We start from the raw sequence: 17,709 nt of genomic DNA, 5'->3' as shown, positions 1-17,709 counted from the left end.
TATCTTATACGTTCAAGAAAGTCTTTTAGTTTTGTATTTTTGACACATGAAAAAAGCATACCACCTCGCTAAATGCGGTACGTGTCAACGAATATTAGAAGATGTCCATTGGCAAGGAGAAAGCCAAAACATTAGAGAAGAAAAAATCACTGAACATCAAATTGATGAAATGGCAAATCTATCTGGCTCTTATGAATCTCTGTTCAGCAGACGGGCTATGAAGTACAAAAGCATGGGACTGAAAGAAAAATCCCTATCTGAAAACGATTACAAACGTCTAATTTTAGAAGAAGACACCTTTTTAAAACGTCCTGTTTTTATTATCAATAATTCTATTTTTATAGGCAACAGTAAGAAGACTATTGAAGCATTAAAAAAATGCCTTAATGAATAAAAATTTATTCGCTCACTTAGCCTTATTTGGCGCCAATCTTATTTACGGCATCAATTATACTGTTGCTAAAGATGTGATGCCAACTTATATAGAACCTCTCGGCTTCATTTTTATAAGGGTAAGTGGTGCTGTTGTGCTATTTTGGTTGTGTTACAAATTCTTTTTTTATGAAAAAGTCGCCAAGAAAGATATTCCACTTTTAGCCCTTTGTGCTCTCTTTGGTGTTGCAATCAATCAAATGTTATTTTTTGAAGGACTTAATTTGACTACCCCTATCAATGCCGCAGTAATAATGGTTGTCAACCCCATATTGGTGTTGGTTTTCGCAGGTTTTATGTCCACAGAAAGCCTTAGTAAACGCAAATGGCTAGGTATAGGAGTAGGAGCTATTGGAGCATTAACGCTTATTACCAACGGTGGTAATATTACCCTAAGTCAAGAGCATTTTTATGGTAATGCCCTAGTATTTATAAATGCTACCTCATATGCTATTTATCTTGTTTTGGTAAAGTCCTTGATGAAAAAATACAAGCCTATTACGGTTATTAGTTGGGTGTTTTTGTTTGGACTATTGTTTGTAAGCCCCTTTGGATGGTCAGAATTTCAGTCAATAGATTGGCAGAATATGCCAACAGTAATAATGTGGGAAGTGGGTTTTGTAGTGATTTGCACCACCTTTTTGGCTTACCTGTTCAATATTTATGGATTAAAGACTCTCAACCCCTCTACCGTAAGCACCTATATTTATTTTCAGCCTGTTTTAGCAAGTATTGTAGCCGTTATTGCTAGTAGCGATGAGCTCGATTTTGTTAAAATAGTATCGGCATTATTAATTTGTTTTGGAGTGTATTTAGTAAGTCATAAGCCAAAAGCTCTTCAAGAATAGCAATTTATTACCTTTGTCATCAAATAAGCAGAATATGATCCTATCTATGACAGGCTTTGGAAAAGCCGAAATCAATACGCTGAACAAAAAACTGACTATTGAAATTAAATCGCTCAATAGCAAACAAATCGATATGAGTGTGCGTATGCCTTCTTCTTACAGAGAAAAGGAATTGAGTATTCGTAAATCCGTAGGACAAGCACTAAATAGAGGTAAAATCGATGTTGCTCTTTTTGTTGAACAAACGCACTCTGAACTATCTGCCACTATCAATACTGAAGTCGTCAAAGCCTATTATTCTGACTTAAAAAGCATCGCCAATGAGCTTGACAACACCGACGACATTATGAGTAGTATAATGCGTTTACCAGATGTTCTAAAAAGTAAAAAAGAAGAAATAGACGACTTAGAATGGAAACAAATAGAGTCATTACTTGCACAAGCCATTGACGCTATCACAAACTACAGAGCCGACGAAGGACGCATTTTAGGTGAAGACTTTGAATTGCGTATTGAAAATATCCGATCATCTCTCAATCAAATAGAAGCCTACGAAAAAAGTAGAATAGAAAAAATAAAAGGGAATATTCGTGAAAAGATAGACGAGCTAAAAATATCTGTTGATGAAAATAGATTTGAGCAAGAGCTCATCTATTATATCGAAAAACTAGATATAACTGAAGAAATTACGCGTTTAAATCTTCACCTCAATTACTTCATAGAGGTAATGCAAAGTACGAGTTCACAAGGTAAAAAACTTGGATTTATTTGTCAGGAAATTGGCAGAGAAATTAATACCATTGGTTCAAAGTCAAACGACGCAACTATGCAACAAGAAGTTGTTAAAATGAAAGACGAATTAGAAAAGATTAAAGAACAAATTCTCAATGTCTTATAAAAAAGCTGTCATCTTTTCAGCACCTTCTGGTGCAGGTAAAACCACTATTGTCAAGCATCTACTTGAACAAATGCCTGAGCTTTCTTTTTCCATTTCTGCTTGTAGTAGATCTCCAAGAGAAAATGAAAAGGATGGTAGAGACTACTACTTTTTATCTGTAGAAGAATTTAAAAACCGTATAAATCAGAATCTCTTTTTAGAGTGGGAGGAAGTCTATTCCAATATGTTTTATGGCACTCTAATAGAAGAAGTTGAACGGCTTTGGGCAGAAGGAAAAGTTATCATCTTTGATGTTGATGTAAAAGGAGCTATCGCTTTAAAAAATCATTTCAAAGAAAATGGATTAGCGATTTTTGTTGCCCCTCCATCTCTAGAAACCTTAGAGGAACGCTTAAGAAGTAGAGGGACTGAAAGTGATGAAAGCCTAAATAAAAGAGTGTCTAAAGCAGTCTCAGAAATGGAATATCAAAGCGAATTTGACATCACCGTTGTCAATGACTCATTAGAAGATTCCTGCCAAGAATCATTAAACCTTGTTAGAGAATTCATACAATGAAAGTAGGTTTATTTTTCGGCTCGTTTAACCCCATTCACATAGGGCATATGGCTATCGCACAATACATGCTAGAACATACTGCTCTTGAAAAAATATGGTTTGTAGTGTCGCCACAAAATCCATTTAAGACGAAAGAAAGCTTACTTGACCAACAACACCGACTGACTATTGTCCGTATTGCTGTTGAAGACGATCCCAAAATGCAGGCTTCCAACATTGAGTTTAACTTGCCTATTCCATCTTACACCGTTGACACCCTCACCTATTTAAGAGAAGCACATGCTGATATCGACTTTGCACTAATTATGGGACAGGATAATCTTGTTCATTTTGACAAATGGAAAAACCATGAGTCCATTTTAGAGCACCACAATATTTACGTCTACCCAAGACCTTATTGTAAAGCGTGTGATATGGAAAAGCATGAGAAAGTACAATTGACCAAGGCTCCTCTAATGGATATCTCTGCTGAATTTATTAGAAAGAGTATTCGTGAGAAAAAAGAAATCAGTTACTTCTTACCCCAAAAGATAAATAAGTATATCGACGAAATGAATTTTTATAAATAATTGACTAGGCAACAACAAGCGTATTCATGATACTTTCAAAGATATAGCCTCCATCAGTATTGCTTAACTCCTTATCAGCAGCACGTTCTGGATGTGGCATCATCCCAAAGACATTACCAGCTGCATTGCTCACTCCAGCAATATTTTCTACTGCACCATTAGGATTACTTTCAGGCGTAATATTGCCTTCTTCATCGCAATATCTAAATAAGACCTGACCATTATCATTTAGTTGTTTTAAAGTTCCCTCATCTGCAAAATAACGCCCTTCACCATGAGCAATAGGCACACAAAGTACTTTGTCCTCTACACTTGTAGTTAGACACGTATTCTTATTTTGTGTGGACAGATACACATTTTTGCAAATGAATTTATGGCTGTTGTTGTGCAGTAAAGCACCAGGCAATAGCCCCGATTCACATAAAATTTGAAAGCCATTACATACACCCATAACATAGCCACCATTATTGGCAAACTCTATTATTTTCTCCATAATAGGCGAGAAACGAGCAATAGCTCCCGAGCGTAAATAATCTCCATAAGAAAAACCGCCTGGTAAGACGATAAAATCACAATTTTGTAGGTCAGTGTCTTTGTGCCAAAGGCTTACCACTTTCTGTCCATAAAGGGTTTCTAGAACATAAATCATGTCTTTATCACAATTAGACCCTGGGAAAACAACTACACCAAATTTCATCTTACTAATAGTTTAAAATTAGACTTCAAATGTAAACATTTAAGTGCTAAAATAATGGCTCTAAATGTAAATATATAGTTGATAATATCAACACTATGAACGATCCTTCATACCACCACTTTTTATGCAAAAACATAAAATAATTGGCAATCAATACAGACATGGGCAAGCCAAATAATAAAAGATGATTCCAATCAAAAGCACTAAAAAATAAGCTTATAAATACACAAACACTATAAGCAAAGAATAAGTAAAAGGCTTTTCGAGAACGTAAATTTTTCATTGCCAACCAGTCCACCATTTCTTTAAAAGATAATAGAAATATTATGCCTAAAACACTGCTCCAAATGACCAAGCCAACACTCCACTCAAATAGAGGTAATGCAAATGAAAAAGCATTAAAAAAATACTGACTTAAAAGGCTAAGCTCATCAAAATAATAGCCATAGGTAAATGCAAATAAAAAAGGCGTTAGAAGTCCCAAAAGTGGAATTAGAAAATACCGCCAATTTATAGTCGAATAAATAAAAACCGCAACTAATATTAGTAAAAAGAACAATATTGAAAGGGGGTAAATGATAGTGGATAAGCCAATCAGAAAGCCACTGTCAAACAAGCTTGCATAAGGTTTGCTTTTCTGGTAAATAGACATGAGTTTATTTAAGACAAACAACATTATAAAATAACTCACCCATATTGCTGAAATATCAAACACTGAGCTCATTAACACAAGAATAAATGCCGGTAAAATGGTTATGTTTTTGAATACTCCTCTGTCGGTCAAAAGATTGTTCCAGCCCATAGCAATAAGCAATCCTATTACAAAAACAAGGGTGTAGCTAAGCCAAGTGTTTGTATTAAAAAATAATGCGACTGAAGAGAAGATAGGATGATTGGATTCCAATTGTAAAGAAGGGGAGGCTATAAAATCCAATATGAACAAACACAACGATAGTACGAAGAACGAAATAAATGCCGATGGTTTATTTGTTTTCAGTGTTTTTACTAGCATTTTTAAATGATTGTTCTAATTTTGCAGAAATTATATTTTATCAACTATGTGGTCAACTTTTTGGAACAGTATCGGCGATTTATTTTCAAGCATCTGGACAATCATGCCAACTCTTGGAAATGTACCTAATGTATTAGCAATTATTGTCATTTCTGTATTGTTTATTTACTGGACTGGCAAATTGGTAGCCTTCAAAAGAAACGGAGAAGCTTAAACCTTTTCCTCTTTTAGATCAAAGCCAATATCCCTTCGGAAATATTTGCCGTCAAAGTGTATCTTTTTGGCGTTATCAAATGATTTTTCTAAAGCCTCTTCCATCGTTCTTCCAAAGGATGTTAGTGCCATCACGCGACCGCCATTTGTCAATACTTTTTGATTATCCTCTTTAGTTCCAGCATGAAAAACTAGACTGTTTTCTACCTCATCCAATCCAACTATTTCTTTACCTTTTTCATAGCTTTCTGGATAACCGCCGGAAACTAACATTACCGTTGTTGCTACATCCTCATCCACATAAAAATCTTGCTCACCAAATGTACCATTGGCAATACCTCTAAACAGATTCAGTAAATCCGATTTTATTCTAGGGATAACGACTTCCGTTTCAGGATCTCCCATACGCACATTATACTCTATAACGAAAGGCTCTCCGCCTACATTCATTAGCCCAATAAACACAAAGCCTTTATAGTCAATGTTTTCTTCTTGCAATCCAAAAATGGTTGGCTTAATTATGGTATTTTCTACTTTTTCCATGAAAATACTATCGGCAAATGGTACAGGTGAAATGGCTCCCATTCCACCAGTGTTTAACCCTTTATCCCCTTCTCCAATACGCTTATAATCTTTGGCAGATGGCAAAACTTTATAATTTTTCCCGTCCGTAAGTACGAATACTGACAATTCAATACCGTCCAAAAATTCTTCAATAACTACTTTGGAACTGGCTTTGCCAAATTTTGCTTCGGTAAGCATGGCCTTAAGTTCAGTTTTGGCAATCTCTAAATCGTCAAGAATTAACACTCCTTTTCCTGCTGCCAAACCGTCTGCTTTTAGAACATAGGGCGGCTTGAGTGTTTCTAGAAAATCACATCCTTCCTTAAGCGTTTCAGACGTGTAGCTGCCATAAGCCGCAGTAGGAATATTATGACGCATCATAAACCGCTTGGAGTAATCTTTACTGCCTTCCAATTTTGCCCCTTCTTTGGATGGTCCAATAAGGCAAATATCGTTCAATGCACTATCGTTTTGGAAGAAGTCGTAAATGCCATTTACTAAAGGGTCTTCAGGACCAACTACGACCATATCAATATCGTTTTCTAAGACAAATGTTTTGATAGTAAGAAAATCATTGACACTTATGTTTACATTTTGTCCGACCGAATTGGTGCCTGCATTTCCTGGTGCTATGAAGAGCTTTTCACACAAACTACTCTGTGAAATTTTCCAACTTAGGGCATGTTCTCGACCGCCTGAACCTAATACTAATACATTCATTCTATAGGGGTATATTTCCGTGTTTCTTCTTAGGTAACACATCGACCTTGTTTTCTAACATTTTAAAGGCCTTTATTAATTTTTCTCTAGATGATGATGGTTCTATGACCTCATCAACATATCCTCTTGCCGCAGCATTGTAAGGGTGAGCAAACAAGTCTGCATATTCGGCTTCTTTTTCTTTCCATTTAGCGCCCGAATCCTTTGCTTCTTTAATTTCTTTTCGAAAGATAATTTCGGCAGCTCCCTTTGCTCCCATGACGGCTATTTCGGCTGTAGGCCATGCGTAATTGAGATCTGCTCCAATGTGTTTAGAATTCATTACATCATAAGCGCCGCCATATGCTTTGCGTGTAATAATGGTTACGCGTGGAACAGTAGCTTCACTAAAGGCATACAATAGCTTAGCTCCGTTGTTAATAATGCCATTCCATTCTTGGTCAGTGCCTGGCAAAAAGCCTGGCACATCTTCTAGCACCAAAAGGGGAATATTAAAGCTATCGCAAAAACGCACAAAGCGTGCGGCTTTGTTTGAAGCATGGTTATCCAAAACACCGGCTAAAAAAGCAGGTTGATTTGCTACTATACCTATAGAACGACCGGCCAAACGGGCAAAACCACAGACTATGTTTTCGGCATATTCTTTGTGAACTTCATGAAAAGAATCTCTATCAATAATACCGTTTATTACATCGTGAATATCGTAGGGCTGATTTGCATTATCTGGAATAATACTGTTCAATTCCATACGGCTTTCGTCTCCCATCTGATAGTCTAAAATAGGGGCTTCCTCTTCACAGTTTTGTGGCATATAGCTGACCAAACGTTTGAGGTTATTAATAAGCTCAATTTCATTGGGATAGGTAAAATGGGCCACTCCTGATTTAGAGGCATGTGTAGACGCTCCTCCTAACTCTTCGGCAGTTACCTCTTCGTGGGTAACGGTTTTTACTACGTTCGGACCTGTTACGAACATGTATGAAGTGTTTTCTACCATCATAATGAAATCCGTCAAGGCTGGCGAATATACCGCTCCTCCAGCACATGGACCCATAATGGCAGATAGCTGTGGCACTACACCACTTGCTCGAGTATTTCTGTAAAATATATCGGCATAACCTCCTAAAGAAACAACGCCTTCTTGAATACGCGCTCCACCACTGTCGTTTAGACCAATTATAGGAGCGCCATTTTTCATGGCCATATCCATTATTTTACAAATCTTCTCGGCATGGGCTTCTGCCAAAGAGCCACCCATTACGGTAAAATCTTGGGCATACACATATACCAATCGCCCATCAATGGTGCCATAACCAGTTACGACTCCATCGCCTAAAAACTTTTGCTTATCGAGTCCGAAATTGGTTGAACGGTGCGTTACTAACATCCCTAATTCTTCGAAAGAACCCTCATCTATCAAAAAGTGGATACGCTCTCTGGCTGTTAGCTTGCCTTTATCGTGTTGGGCATCTATGCGCTTTTGTCCGCCGCCAACAAGGGCCTCGGCCTTTTTATCTTTTAATATTTTGAGTTTGTCTTTCATTAGTCGTCAAGTTGAGCCATTAATTCTTCTCCCATCTCCATATTATGAAAGACATTTTGCACATCTTCATCTTCTTCGAGTTTGTCGATAAGTTTGAGTACTAATTTAGCATCTTCTAACTCTAAGGCTTTGGTGTTGTTTGGAAAGCGTTGTAATTCTGAGCTTTCAAGTTCTATGTTCAAGCTCTCTAATTGCTTTTGCATATTGCTAAAGTCGGTGAAGTCTGTGGTTACGGTAAGGGTTCCTTCGTCGTTTTCTAGTTCTTCGAGTCCAGCATCTATTAGCTCCATTTCTAGCTCTTCTAAATCCATTTCAACTTGTGATTGAGAAAAGGTGAATACGGCCTTGCGGTCAAAGATAAATTCCAAAGATCCATTAGTGCCTAAGTTGCCTTCACATTTGTTGAAATAGGAACGCACATTGGCAACCGTTCTGTTGTTGTTGTCGGTGGTGCATTCTACAAAAACAGCAATACCATGTGGCGCATAGCCTTCCAAACTCATCTCTACATAATTGGCAGAGTCTGAACCTGAGGCTTTTTTAATGGCTCGTTCAACATTTTCTTTGGGCATGTTCGCCGACTTGGCATTTTGGATAATTGCTCTTAGTCGTGAATTCGTCTCAGGGTTAGGGCCACCCTCTTTAACAGCCATGGAGATGTCTTTACCGATTCGTGTAAAGGTCTTTGCCATGGCAGACCAACGTTTCATTTTTCGGGCTTTTCTAAATTCGAATGCTCTTCCCATAATTCTTGGATAATTTTAAGCAATATATAAATTAGTCGTCTAATTTTAAAACGGCCATAAAAGCAGATTGCGGCACTTCGACGCTTCCAATCTGTCTCATTTTTTTCTTTCCTTTTTTCTGTTTTTCGAGTAGCTTTCTTTTTCTGGTAATATCCCCTCCATAGCAACGGGCAGTAACGTCTTTTCGTACAGCTTTTACTGTTTCTCTAGAAATAATTTTTGAACCAATGGCTGACTGTATAGCAATATCAAACTGCTGACGTGGTATCAACTCTCTAAGTTTAAGGCAAATCTTTTTACCTAATGTGTAAGCGTTATCACGATGAATAAGTGCAGAGAGAGCGTCCACTTGGTCGCCATTCAATAGTATGTCCAGCTTGGCTAAGTTGGAACGTCTGTACTCTAGCGGGAAATAATCAAATGAGGCATATCCTCTTGAAATACTTTTTAGTTTGTCGTAAAAATCAAAGACAATTTCACCCAATGGCATTTCGAAAGACAACTCTACTCTGTCGGTGGTCAAATACACTTGATTGGTGAGTATCCCTCGTTTTTCGATACACAAAGACATTACCGCCCCTACGTAGTCTGATTTGGTTATGATTTGTGCTTTGATAAACGGCTCTTCTACATAATCCATGGAAGAAGGATCTGGCAAATCTGAAGGGTTATGAATAGACATCTTTTCTCCGGCTGTAGTGTAAGCAAAATAGGATACGTTAGGCACGGTAGTAATTACCGTCATATCAAATTCCCTTTCCAAACGTTCTTGGATAATTTCCATGTGCAACATTCCAAGGAATCCGCAACGGAAACCAAAGCCCAATGCTGCCGAAGATTCAGGCTCAAAAGTCAGGGATGCATCGTTAAGCTGAAGCTTTTCCATAGAGCTACGTAGCTCTTCATAGTCCTCTGTGTCTACAGGGTAAATTCCAGCAAAGACCATGGGTTTTACATCTTCAAATCCTTGCACAGCATCTTGTGAAGGGTTTTTCTTAAGAGTAATAGTATCCCCGACCTTAACTTCTCGAGCATCTTTAATTCCAGAGATAAGATAACCCACCTCGCCTGCCGATAAGGCTTTCATGGGTTTTTGTTTGAGTCTCAACGCCCCTATTTCATCAGCAAAATAGCTTTTGCCTGTTGCCATAAACTGCACTTCATCGCCTTTGTTAATCGTTCCGTTTATAATTTTGAAATAGGCTTCAATTCCTCTAAATGAATTGTATACCGAATCAAATATCATGGCTTGAAGGGGTGCATTTACATCACCTTTAGGGGCTGGTACACGCTCAACAATAGCGTGTAAAATATCGTCAATACCTAAGCCTGTTTTGGCTGAGGCAGGAATAATCTCTTCATCTTTACATCCGATAAGGTCTATAATTTGGTCTTTTACCACTTCTGGATCTGCTGAAGGCAAATCTATTTTATTGAGGACAGGTATAATTTCTAAATCGTTTTCCAGTGCCAAATACAAATTAGAAATGGTTTGGGCTTGAATGCCTTGTGCCGCATCTACGATAAGTAAAGCGCCTTCACAAGCTGCTATGGATCGTGACACCTCATACGAAAAATCGACATGTCCAGGGGTGTCAATAAGATTTAAGATATAGTCTGTGCCATTTAAAGAGTATTCCATTTGTATAGCATGACTCTTGATGGTAATTCCTCGTTCACGCTCCAAATCCATATCGTCAAGCAATTGGTTCTGCGCTTCCCTCTCAGTTACTGCTCCAGTAAACTCCAATAGCCTATCCGCCAACGTACTTTTTCCGTGGTCGATATGAGCAATGATACAGAAATTTCGAATGTGTTTCATAGTAGGCGAAATTACGTATTTTAATGTTTTTTTGAGCTCCTTTTGTTGTAAAAAATAAGGGTCAGATTCTTCACTGCTTCGTGGGCTTGATCTCTCCGAACGGTCATACTGAGCATAGCCAAAGTAAGTGAGGAGACTTTATTGCATCATGGTATTAGACTCTTCACTAACTTCAGAGTGGACTAGTGGACTACAAGCTAAGGGCGGCTGGTCTCTCCGAACGGTCTTACTGAGCATAGCCAAAGTAAGTGAGGAGACTTTATTGCATCATGGTATTAGACTCTTCACTAACTTCAGAGTGGACTAGTGGACTACAAGACTGAGAATGGATCAAACTAAATTCAAAAAAAATGACACAATTAAAACGTAAAGTAAAGCAAAGCAAAAAACACTTATATTTGTAGTCCTTAAAATGTCTAAACATGAAAAGATTTACTCTATTACTGTTTTTCCTATTTTCTGTTAATTACTTGTATTCCCAGCGCTACATCGACATGATGTACGATACTACTGCTAATTTTTACGATATACAAAAAGCGTTTAATGATTATTGGGAAACGCGAAATCCGAATGTAAAAGGAAAAGGCTATAAGCAATTCAAACGGTGGGAAAGCTTTTGGCAAAGCCGCATACACCCCGATGGAGAAATACCTAGAGATGCCTTATATCAGGGCTATTTGGAAAGTTTGCTTTCAACTAGATCATCCAATGCTCCAATAGCGCCGCCAAGTGCCGCCGCTAGCAGTGCTGCCATGGCTAGTGGACCATGGCCGTAGGCCCTAATTTTGTGCCTATTACTCCTTGGGGAGGAATTAGAGGTTTAGGAAGAGTCAACTGCGTTACCTTTCACCCATCCAATGCTAACACTATGTTTTTGGGCACACCGGCAGGAGGGATTTGGAAAACTACCGATGGCGGTCAAAACTGGACAAGCAATACTGATTTTATGCCACGCTTGGGTGTTTCGGACATTGCCATTCACCCCACTAATCACAACACCATGTTTTGGGCAACGGGCGATGCCGATGGCTTTGACACCTTTGCCAACGGTATTTTCCGTTCGACTGATGGCGGTAGCACATGGACTCAAACTGCCTTTCCTACCAATGTACAAACTATTGCACGTTTACTTATTCAGCCCAATAATGCCAACAATATGATAGCCGCTACGAGCAGTGGTATTTACCGTTCTACTAATGGGGGCACGTCCTGGACACTAACGCAAACGGGGAATTTCAGCAGTATGGAGTTTAAACCCAATAGCTACAATACCATTTACGCTGTAACACGAAACAACGGACAGTTTTGGCGTTCTACCAATAATGGAGTAAGTTGGTCACAAATTACTTCTGGCATACCCTCTTCTGGTACTCGCCGAGGAAAAATCGCCGTTAGTCCTCATAATGCTAATTATGTCTATGTTATCTTCTGCGACCAAACAGGCTCGTTTTATGGGCTTTACCGTTCCACTAATTCTGGCGTTAGTTTTAGCCAACGCGAACGCTGTGTAACGCCCTCTACTGCCACCCCAAACTTATTGGGGTGGAATGCCAATGGTACTGACTATGGCGGACAGGGTTGGTACGATTTAAGTTTGGCCGTTAGCCGAACCAATGCCAATGATGTATGGGTAGGGGGTGTGAATATTTGGCAATCCACCGATGGTGGAGCCTCTTGGACCAATCGTTCTTTGTGGTCTGCTTCGGGTCAAACTAATTATGTACACGCCGACATTCATGAATTGGAATTTAGTCACCACAATAATACCTTATTTGTTTGTTCCGATGGTGGCTTTGGTAAACGAAGCGGCAGTACGTGGGAAGATTTGTCTGAAGATTTAGAAATCACTCAATTTTACAGCGTAGGTATTGCCGAAAGCATTCAAGATAATATTATTGGAGGGGCTCAAGACAATGGCACACTTCATCACAGAAATGATTACACTAGTGCCGATAATTGGACCGCAAAATTAGGTGGCGATGGTATGCAGTGTATCATTGACCCTACCAATTCCAACATTATGTATGGTGCATCTCAAAATGGAAGCATTTCACGTTCACAAAATGGAGGAACTAGTTGGACTGACATTTCACCTGATAATGGCGGCGCTTGGGAAACGCCTTATGAAATTTCACCTTCACTTTCCAATCCACAACGTATGGTAGCGGGTTATGACCAATTATATTTATCAACTAATGGGGGAACATCTTGGACAGCACTAGGCAGTACAAGTGGCTTACTTAATGGTAGTAATGCCCAAGAAATTGAATTGACCAACAATAACAATATTTTCTATTTTTCATTTAACGATAAACTGTTTCGAACAACTAATGGCGGTTCCGCTTGGACAGATATTTCAAGTGGCTTAGCTACCCAAGCTACCATAACGGACATTCACTCCTCACCGAATAATGCCAACCATATTTGGGTCACTTTTGGAGGCACATGGAACCCCAGTAACAAAGTGTATCATTCTACCGATGGAGGTAATAACTGGACAAATATTACATACAATCTGCCCAATGTCAGCGTTAATTGCGTGACGGTTGATGTGGACAATAACCGCACATTTGTGGGTACTGACTTAGGGGTTTACCGTAGAAATGGAATTGCTACGTCTTGGACCAACTATAATTTAAATTCCTTGCCCAATGTAATCGTTAAAGATTTAGAAATTAACGACACCAACCATTTCCTATATGCCGGCACCTTTGGCAGAGGGGTTTGGAAAATATCCATTGCAGAAAACATCGCCCCAACTGCTGAGTTTTCGGCTAACCCTACAGAAATTTGTGCCAATCAAAGCATACAGTTTACCGATGAATCGGTGGGTGGACCTACCTCTTGGAGTTGGAATTTTGGAGATGGTACTACTAATTCTACTTTACAAAATCCTACACACACATACACGAGCTCTGGCACCTATACTGTCATACTAATCGTTACAAATAGTTCTGATAGTCATGCCAGAATCAGAACAAATTATATTACTGTTCACCCTGCCTCAAGCACCCAAACCTTAAATGTAACTGCTTGTGAAGAATACGTATATACTGGTGGTGCTACTCCTGTGACATATACAGCCTCTGGCACTTATACCATTGTAAGTAATGGGGGTTGTTTAACCACTACTTTAAACTTGACCATTGAAGACCCTCCACAACCCACCTACACTTCAATAAGTGCCTGTGGCTCCTATACTTGGTCTGAAAATGGGCAAACCTACACTAGCTCGGGCTTTTACGAATACGTTGAACCGCCAACAACAACTGGAGGATGTAGTTCAGGACACACACTAAACTTGAATATTATTCCACATATCACCGAAAATGTTACTGCCTGTGATTCTTATACGGTAGGTGGAGTAAACCGCATTTCTAGTGGCACCTATTACGAAACATCAACAAACCCCACTTGTACGACTAAAACCGTAAACCTTACCATTAACCAAACTCCCGCCACCATAGTGCAAAATATCACACAATGCGATAGCTATACTTGGCCTGTTAACGGAGAGACTTATACTCAAAGTGGTACGTACCACTATACCGAAGTTGGGGGGGCAAGTAATGGTTGTGACCAAAAATACACTCTAAATTTAACCATCAATTCTGCATTTGATATTAATAATTTAGTTCCTATATCAGCTTGCGATTCCTATACTTGGCCCATTAATGGAGAAACTTACACCCAAAGTGGGGTTTATTCTACTGTACTTACTGATGCCAATGGTTGTGAATATACCGAAACACTAAACCTTTCAATCTATCACAACTCTTCTCAAGAACACTCCGTAGTTGAATGTTTTGAATACACTTGGCCCATTAATGGGCAGAGTTATACTAATTCTGGAACATATACCGCTACAGTTACCGCTTTAGGCGGTTGTGTTGTAACGCATACACTGCACCTAACTTTGAATAATGCAAATACTCAAACCTTTACTGAAACTGCTACAGGCTCATTCACTTGGTTAGGCGATACCTACTATTGTTCTGGAACTTATACTAACACTATTAATGGTCCGAATGGATGTACAATTACAGCTATTTTAAATCTTACTATTAATAACCCTCTTTATGATGTTGAAACTGTAACGGAATGCGATAGTTACTATTGGAATTTTAACCAAACTAATTACACTAGCTCTGGTTATTATTTACACCCATTCAATATCAGCGGATGTAACACCAATAAAGCACTTGACTTGACTATTAATAACAGTACGTCTTCTTTAACCAATGTTAATGCTGGTGATTCCTATACCTGGAATGGAGAAACCTACTACTGTTCAGGGACCTATTCCAAAACTTTCACTAATTCTACAGGTTGTGACAGTATCGCCACTCTCAATCTAAACTTAAATAATGGCTGGTAATATGAAAAAGACGCTAATACTACTTATGATTGGAATTTTTGGGCAAAGCTACGCCCAAGTAAACACCAGTCTGTTGCAACTCAAGAACACCAATGGCTCCCAAATGAATGGAGTGGCTAATCCGCTAGACGGCTCTGTGCTTTTTGGCACTGCAGACTCCTCTCTATTCCAAAGAGACAGTGATGAATGGATTCAGCTTAGACAAAAACTTAGGGTCTGTAATGATCAACTTAGTATTTTAAATGGTAACTCCGTCTCTTTGACAAATTTTCTGCCAATCAGAACTGGAGAAACAATGTCATGGGATGGTGATAAATGGAAAAGCGATTCTTTATTGTCAATACTTGATCGCTATGGCGAACACACAAATTATGTGCATAACGGAGGAGTATTAACCCATTCCTTCATAAATAATGCATTAGATATAATAATTGATGACGATATCGGATATATAACATCTTATAGTGGAGGACTAGAAATTTTTGATGCTAGTGACTTAAATAATTTAAGTCACATCTCTGGAATACAAGGAGTGTCTTCGCCGCAATCTGCTACTTTTTTTGGTGCAAACGAAATAGAAAAAGTTAATGACGATTATCTATTAGTTAACGTGCATAGTTACCTTCATGTTATAGATATCTCCGACATATCTAACCCAAGTATTGTACACACTGTAAATTTAGGAAATGCAGTAGGCTTTGGTAATATGTCATACCATAATGGTTTTGTATATTTACATTATGGAATCACTGGACTCAATGGTAGAATAAAAACTTACACCTTAGATTTAAGCGGTCCGTCACTAACATTAGTTAACGACATTCCAGCGCCTAATGTCTACTATACTTTTACATCATACCCTCCATCTACTGGAGAGATGCTAGTACATGGTGAGTATCTAGTTACATTTAGGGAGAACTCTGATGTTCAAGATGACCATCTGGCATTTTACGACATAAGCAATCCTAGTGCTCCTTCATTTATTGGGACTCATTCAATGTCAGGGATAAAATCTATTACTGCTCATAATAATCATCTATTTATTTCTTATCTAAAGAATAATGTTGAAGACTATTTAGGGGGCATAAAAACGATAAGACTATCAGACTTAAGTGTTGTTAGCGATATCTCTCCCAATAACACTTCTGCTTCTGTTTTTTACGATAATGCCTCTACAAGCCTTAGGGTTTTTGAGAATAGACTATTCGTCTATTCAGCTTTGGGGTCTGGCACATATTTTCCATTATTACGATGTTTCGACATCACTGACCCTGCAAACCCTACAATTATATTTGAACAAGTTTTTCAATCAACTGCAATGACTAGTGCTCGAAAATATATACTTACACCAACTCATTTAGTATTGCTTAGCTCATCAAATGTTAAAACCTATGAAAAGGTAAATCGAGAGCATGGAATTTGTATTAACACAAAAAATATTTTAAATAGTTTAGATGTCAACGGTAATACCAGTAAACAAGGCGGTGGCAATTGGTTGGGTTATTCGGATAAACGCCTTAAAAAGAACATTAAGCCCTATACCAAAGGCTTAGATGTTATTCGCAACATAAATCCCTATCAGTTCAATTACCGTTCCAACTCAAGCTACAGCGATACGACAAGCACCTTTACAGGAGTTCTGGCACAAGAAATGCAATACATACTGCCCGAAAGTGTGCAAACCGTAAAAAATGGCAAAGGAGAGCTCAAGAATACCTTGCAATTTGATTCTTCTTCTATCTTGTATAACCTCATTAATGCCCTTCAAGAAATAAAAAAGGAGCAAGACCTCATAGAACATAAAATTAACACCCAATAAAACCATGAAAAATAAGCTTAAAATATACTGCCTAACGGCTTTACTAAGTGTGACAAGCCTAATGGGATATGCCCAAGCCCCCAATTCCAGTAGTTTGGTACGCCTACATAATGTAACCACCAGTCAAATGAATGGTATAAGTAACCCTTTAACAGGCACTTTGGTCTATAACACTACCCAAAATTCGGTCTACCAACGTAGCTCAAACGCTTGGGTAAAGCTTCGCCAAACCCTTTCCATAAACGGCGACCAACTAAGCATTAGCGATGGGAATACCGTAAGTATTCCAACCCTAAATATTGCCGATGGTACTCAGGCCACCAATAGCCTATATTGCAATGGTTCGGCTTGGGTAGAAAACAATATTTTAAGCATTCACTTACCCGGTGTTTCCTCTTATTCGGGTAGTAGTGGTCGAGTGGGTATCAATACCCAAACCCCTGACCAAACCCTTACCGTAAATGGAAACGCCTCCAAAATAGGTGGTGGCTCCTGGCTCACCTTCTCCGACCGTAGAGTAAAAAAGAATATTGTTAGCTACCACAAAGGCATCGAAGAAGTCATGCAAATAAAACCGGTCCGTTTTCAGTACAACAGTCTATCTGGCTATGAAGATACCACCAGTCAATTTGTAGGAGTTATTGCCCAAGAAATAGAACGGTTGTTGCCCAATACTGTAAGTCAATTTGACGATAGCCAAGGAGCTAGTGGCTTGTCAGACAAACGCACTTTCGATTCCTCAGAAATTATCTGGCTACTAGTCAATGCCGTTAAAGATTTGGACAAGAAAAACAAAGAGTTACTGCGTAAATTAGAGGAGAAAAACTAAGCCAAAAAAATATGCTTTCATTACTAAAAAGGGGGCCGTATTTATAACAAAATACTTCCTTAC

At 38.6% G+C, this 17,709-nt stretch carries 17 protein-coding genes; 11 read left to right on the top strand and 6 right to left on the bottom strand.

The genetic code is table 11. The annotated features are described in order from the left end of the window. The first annotated feature begins 46 nt into the window (after nucleotides 1-46). The 5 genes from ISP73_05825 to ISP73_05805 are packed head-to-tail and all read left to right on the top strand — an operon-like array spanning nucleotide 47 to nucleotide 3,303. On the top strand, nucleotides 47-394 hold the full coding sequence (locus ISP73_05825) for a hypothetical protein (protein ID MBL6658103.1): 348 nt from the start codon (nucleotides 47-49) through the stop codon (nucleotides 392-394). Beyond that, complete coding sequence (locus ISP73_05820; protein MBL6658102.1) at nucleotides 387-1,280, top strand: EamA family transporter; 894 nt, start codon at nucleotides 387-389, stop codon at nucleotides 1,278-1,280. The genes ISP73_05825 and ISP73_05820 overlap by 8 nt, the downstream gene beginning before the upstream one ends. Nucleotides 1,281-1,314: 34 nt before the next feature. Then, the gene (locus ISP73_05815) at nucleotides 1,315-2,178 is read left to right on the top strand and encodes a YicC family protein (GenBank protein MBL6658101.1); all 864 of its coding nucleotides are present in this window, start codon (nucleotides 1,315-1,317) and stop codon (nucleotides 2,176-2,178) included. After that, nucleotides 2,168-2,734, top strand: coding sequence for a guanylate kinase (gene gmk / locus ISP73_05810; protein ID MBL6658100.1), 567 nt, complete (start codon nucleotides 2,168-2,170; stop codon nucleotides 2,732-2,734). The genes ISP73_05815 and gmk overlap by 11 nt, the downstream gene beginning before the upstream one ends. Then, the gene (locus ISP73_05805; GenBank protein ID MBL6658099.1) at nucleotides 2,731-3,303 is read left to right on the top strand and encodes a nicotinate-nucleotide adenylyltransferase; all 573 of its coding nucleotides are present in this window, start codon (nucleotides 2,731-2,733) and stop codon (nucleotides 3,301-3,303) included. Before gmk ends, ISP73_05805 begins: the two co-directional genes overlap by 4 nt. A gap of 4 nt (nucleotides 3,304-3,307) precedes the next feature. Here the strand turns inward: ISP73_05805 and purQ are convergent, their stop codons facing one another. Together purQ and ISP73_05795 are read right to left on the bottom strand one after the other, a co-directional pair. After that, complete coding sequence (gene purQ / locus ISP73_05800; protein MBL6658098.1) at nucleotides 3,308-4,000, bottom strand: phosphoribosylformylglycinamidine synthase I; 693 nt, start codon at nucleotides 3,998-4,000, stop codon at nucleotides 3,308-3,310. A gap of 46 nt (nucleotides 4,001-4,046) precedes the next feature. Continuing rightward, nucleotides 4,047-5,012 carry a hypothetical protein gene (locus ISP73_05795; protein MBL6658097.1) on the bottom strand — a complete coding sequence of 322 codons (966 nt, stop codon included), beginning with the start codon at nucleotides 5,010-5,012 and terminating at the stop codon, nucleotides 4,047-4,049. A 46-nt stretch (nucleotides 5,013-5,058) separates the two neighbouring features. Here ISP73_05795 and ISP73_05790 point away from each other — a divergent pair, with 46 nt between their 5' ends. Then, nucleotides 5,059-5,226 (top strand): hypothetical protein, encoded by a 168-nt coding sequence (locus ISP73_05790; GenBank protein MBL6658096.1) that lies wholly within the window; start codon nucleotides 5,059-5,061, stop codon nucleotides 5,224-5,226. Here the strand turns inward: ISP73_05790 and purD are convergent. Genes purD through lepA form a run of 4 tightly spaced genes read right to left on the bottom strand, consistent with a single transcriptional unit; the run spans nucleotide 5,223 to nucleotide 10,620 of the window. After that, nucleotides 5,223-6,509, bottom strand: a complete 1,287-nt coding sequence (gene purD / locus ISP73_05785) for a phosphoribosylamine--glycine ligase (GenBank protein ID MBL6658095.1) — start codon at nucleotides 6,507-6,509, stop codon at nucleotides 5,223-5,225. The two genes, ISP73_05790 and purD, sit on opposite strands and share 4 nt — an antisense overlap. A 1-nt stretch (nucleotide 6,510) precedes the next feature. Then, the gene (locus ISP73_05780; protein MBL6658094.1) at nucleotides 6,511-8,052 is read right to left on the bottom strand and encodes an acyl-CoA carboxylase subunit beta; all 1,542 of its coding nucleotides are present in this window, start codon (nucleotides 8,050-8,052) and stop codon (nucleotides 6,511-6,513) included. Continuing rightward, a complete protein-coding gene (locus ISP73_05775) occupies nucleotides 8,052-8,798 on the bottom strand; it encodes a YebC/PmpR family DNA-binding transcriptional regulator (protein ID MBL6658093.1) in 747 nt (248 codons plus the stop codon). The genes ISP73_05780 and ISP73_05775 overlap by 1 nt, the downstream gene beginning before the upstream one ends. 31 nt (nucleotides 8,799-8,829) lie before the next feature. Further along, nucleotides 8,830-10,620 (bottom strand): elongation factor 4, encoded by a 1,791-nt coding sequence (lepA, locus tag ISP73_05770; protein MBL6658092.1) that lies wholly within the window; start codon nucleotides 10,618-10,620, stop codon nucleotides 8,830-8,832. A 148-nt stretch (nucleotides 10,621-10,768) separates the two neighbouring features. Here lepA and ISP73_05765 point away from each other — a divergent pair, with 148 nt between their 5' ends. The 5 genes from ISP73_05765 (at nucleotide 10,769) to ISP73_05745 (ending at nucleotide 17,646) form a co-directional block, all read left to right on the top strand. Further along, on the top strand, nucleotides 10,769-10,927 hold the full coding sequence (locus tag ISP73_05765) for a hypothetical protein (GenBank protein ID MBL6658091.1): 159 nt from the start codon (nucleotides 10,769-10,771) through the stop codon (nucleotides 10,925-10,927). 115 nt (nucleotides 10,928-11,042) lie between these two features. Then, complete coding sequence (locus ISP73_05760; protein ID MBL6658090.1) at nucleotides 11,043-11,396, top strand: hypothetical protein; 354 nt, start codon at nucleotides 11,043-11,045, stop codon at nucleotides 11,394-11,396. A gap of 1,646 nt (nucleotides 11,397-13,042) precedes the next feature. Next, nucleotides 13,043-14,998, top strand: coding sequence for a PKD domain-containing protein (locus tag ISP73_05755; protein ID MBL6658089.1), 1,956 nt, complete (start codon nucleotides 13,043-13,045; stop codon nucleotides 14,996-14,998). A 1-nt stretch (nucleotide 14,999) separates the two neighbouring features. After that, nucleotides 15,000-16,817 carry a tail fiber domain-containing protein gene (locus ISP73_05750; GenBank protein MBL6658088.1) on the top strand — a complete coding sequence of 606 codons (1,818 nt, stop codon included), beginning with the start codon at nucleotides 15,000-15,002 and terminating at the stop codon, nucleotides 16,815-16,817. Nucleotides 16,818-16,821: 4 nt separating this feature from the next. Further along, on the top strand, nucleotides 16,822-17,646 hold the full coding sequence (locus tag ISP73_05745) for a tail fiber domain-containing protein (protein ID MBL6658087.1): 825 nt from the start codon (nucleotides 16,822-16,824) through the stop codon (nucleotides 17,644-17,646). Nucleotides 17,647-17,709 lie beyond the last annotated feature (63 nt).

Source organism: Flavobacteriales bacterium, from assembly GCA_016779935.1.
GTDB lineage: Bacteria > Bacteroidota > Bacteroidia > Flavobacteriales > UBA7312.
This window is presented reverse-complemented; position numbering and strand designations above follow the sequence as displayed.